The following is a 2,537-nucleotide window of genomic DNA, read 5'->3' on the forward strand; positions in this document are numbered from 1 at the left end:
AAAGTTGATACAAGACTAACAACAAGAGCAGCTTTAGGACTTAATGAGTCAGTTCCATCAGATGGAGGATTTTTAGTTCAAAAGGATTTTGTATCTGAGCTTTTAAAAAGGACATACGAAACAGGAATTTTAGCATCAAGAGTTAGAAGAATACCAATATCAACAAATTCAAATGGGCTGAAAATAAATGCAGTAGATGAAACATCAAGAGCAAATGGTTCAAGATGGGGTGGAGTTCAAACCTACTGGGAAAATGAAGCCGAACAGCTTATGGCATCAAAACCTAAGTTTAGAACAATGGACCTATCTTTAAAGAAACTTACAGGACTTTGCTATGCAACTGATGAACTACTGCAGGATGCTGCTGCACTTGAGAGTGTAATAATGCAGGCATTTGCAGAGGAATTTGGATTTAAAATAGATGATGCAATTATAAATGGAACAGGCAGTGGACAGCCACTTGGAATATTAAACTCTGATGCACTTGTTAAGGTTTCTAAGGATAATGGACAAACAGATGTAATAACTGTTGAAAACCTTCTTAATATGTGGGCAAGACTGTGGGCAAGAAGCAGGTCAAATGCAGTATGGTTTGTAAATCAAGAACTAGAACCTATTTTATACACCTTAAAGGTTGGAGACAAACCAGTATACATTCCAGCAGGAGGATTATCAGAGGCACCTTATGCAACCCTTCTTGGAAGGCCAGTTGTCCCAATTGAACAGTGCTCACAAGTTGGAGAAGTTGGGGACATAATTTTAGCTGACATGAGCCAGTATGTTTTAATAGATAAAGGCGGAATAAATGCTGCAAGCTCAATTCACGTAAGATTCCTTTATGATGAGAATGTATTTAGGTTTATTTACAGAGTAGATGGACAGCCACTATGGAATAAGCCGCTAATGCCTTATAAAGGAAGCGGAGCAATAAGCCCATTTGTAGCACTTGCAAAGAGAAACTAAAGGAGGTTATAGAGAATGAAGATAATTGATTTAAAAGTGCCTGGGACAATATTTTCATCACCTATTAGCACAAGTGAAATAGAACTTAAAAACTATGGAGAAGTAACATTTTTAATAGAAAGCGGTGAAGGAACAGAGGGCATAACAACAGTTATAGTTCAGGGTAGAAGTGGAACAGATGGAGAATACACCAATGTTGCTTTTTTATTTGCTGAAAAGAATGGTGAGTTTACTGAAGTTGAAGAATCAGGTAAAGCAATAACAATTGGCGGAACATCTGGTGCAGTTAAGTTTTATAGGGTAAAGGTAACCGATATGCTTTTAGCTTCGAAGGAAGTTGATAGAATAAAGCTAAATTTAACTGCTGTTGATGGTTCAACTGTAGTTGGTGCAATATATGCTATTTTAGACAAACCTAGATACTCAGAATGAAGGTGGTTAAATGAACCTTAAAGTTATTGAAGGACCTGTAAAAGAAGTTATAACTTTAGAAGAAGCAAAAAGCCACTTAAGAATTGATGGGGATGATGAGGATAGCCTCATCTCCTCATATATTCAAGCTGCAAGAGAGTATGCTGAAATATTTACAGGAAGAAGTTTTGTAGAGAAAACTTATGAATATATAACAAATCCTAAAGAAAAGTATGCATATTTAGAACTTCCAATGCCACCGCTTGTTGAAGTATTGGAGGTTTCTATTGTGCAAAACAATAATGCAAAGTTACTAAATGAAAATATAGACTATTACATCCTAAAAGGATATGATGAAAGTTTAGTTTATCCTAGCTTAGAGAGAGGATGGCCTAAAGAGTCGCTTGAAAGAACAGGTGGTATAAAAATAAAATATAGGGCTGGATATAGTGAATCTCCAATGGCAGTTAAGCAGGCTATTTTAATATTAGTTGCACACTTTTATGAAAACAGGGAAAACTTAACAACAAAGGACTATAAAGAAATTCCCTTTGGTGTATCATCACTTTTAAGACCCTTTTGGATACCGAGGTGGTAAAAGATTGAATATTGGGGATATGAAACACAGAATTACAATACAAAAGCCTGTTGTAATTATTGACGAAAGCGGGTTTGAAAAAGAAACTTGGGAGGATTTTAAGACAGTTTGGGCATTTATATCAAATCTTCACGGCAGAGAATACTTTGAAGCTGCAACTGTAAATGCTGAGAAAACTATAAAGTTCACAATACGATTCATTGATGGAATTGATAACAGTATGAGAATATCCTTTAAAGGAAAACAATATGAAATAACATTCGTAGACAACATAAAGTATGAGAATAGGTTTCTTGAAATAAAGGCTTTGGAGGTTGAAAGTATTGGCTAAAATAGAGCTTGAAGGGATGCAGGAACTTATAGATAAAGTCAATAAACTTGGGGCAAAAGGTGAAGTTATAAAAAAGAACACGCTCATAAAAGCCGGAACACTTGTTAAAAATGCTATGGAAAAGAAGGCTCCAAGGTCCATTTTAAATAAAAAACATATGGCGGATAATATAAAGATGTCAGATATAGAAAAGGAAAATGGAGTAGATTATATAAAAATAGGTCCAAATAAAGG

The 2,537-nt window shown here is 35.2% G+C and carries 5 protein-coding genes; all 5 read left to right on the forward strand.

Translation table 11 applies throughout. The features are described 5' to 3' along the window. Window positions 1–963, forward strand: a 963-nt coding sequence (locus BUB63_RS12950) for a phage major capsid protein (RefSeq protein ID WP_073250399.1), incomplete at its 5' end; no start/stop codon positions are given. 15 nt (window positions 964–978) lie between these two features. Further along, the gene (locus BUB63_RS12955; RefSeq protein WP_073250403.1) at window positions 979–1,395 is read left to right on the forward strand and encodes a hypothetical protein; all 417 of its coding nucleotides are present in this window, start codon (window positions 979–981) and stop codon (window positions 1,393–1,395) included. Between the two features lie 10 nt (window positions 1,396–1,405). Then, window positions 1,406–1,972: a head-tail connector protein gene (locus tag BUB63_RS12960; RefSeq protein WP_073250406.1), complete on the forward strand. Its 567-nt coding sequence runs from the start codon at window positions 1,406–1,408 to the stop codon at window positions 1,970–1,972. A 19-nt stretch (window positions 1,973–1,991) separates the two neighbouring features. Then, entirely contained in the window at window positions 1,992–2,303 is a 312-nt protein-coding gene (locus BUB63_RS12965; protein ID WP_073250409.1) for a phage head closure protein, read from the forward strand. Continuing rightward, window positions 2,296–2,537 (forward strand): HK97 gp10 family phage protein (locus BUB63_RS12970; protein WP_143290300.1); only part of this gene is annotated, 242 nt, incomplete at its 3' end. The genes BUB63_RS12965 and BUB63_RS12970, both read left to right, overlap by 8 nt.

The organism is Caloramator proteoclasticus DSM 10124 (assembly GCF_900129265.1).
GTDB lineage: Bacteria > Bacillota > Clostridia > Clostridiales > Caloramatoraceae > Thermobrachium > Thermobrachium proteoclasticum.

Coding starts and splice junctions, on each gene's coding strand:
- BUB63_RS12955 (WP_073250403.1), top strand. CDS start 979: ATGAAGATAATTGATTTAAAAGTGCCTGGGACAATATTTTCATCACCT.
- BUB63_RS12960 (WP_073250406.1), top strand. CDS start 1,406: ATGAACCTTAAAGTTATTGAAGGACCTGTAAAAGAAGTTATAACTTTA.
- BUB63_RS12965 (WP_073250409.1), top strand. CDS start 1,992: ATGAAACACAGAATTACAATACAAAAGCCTGTTGTAATTATTGACGAA.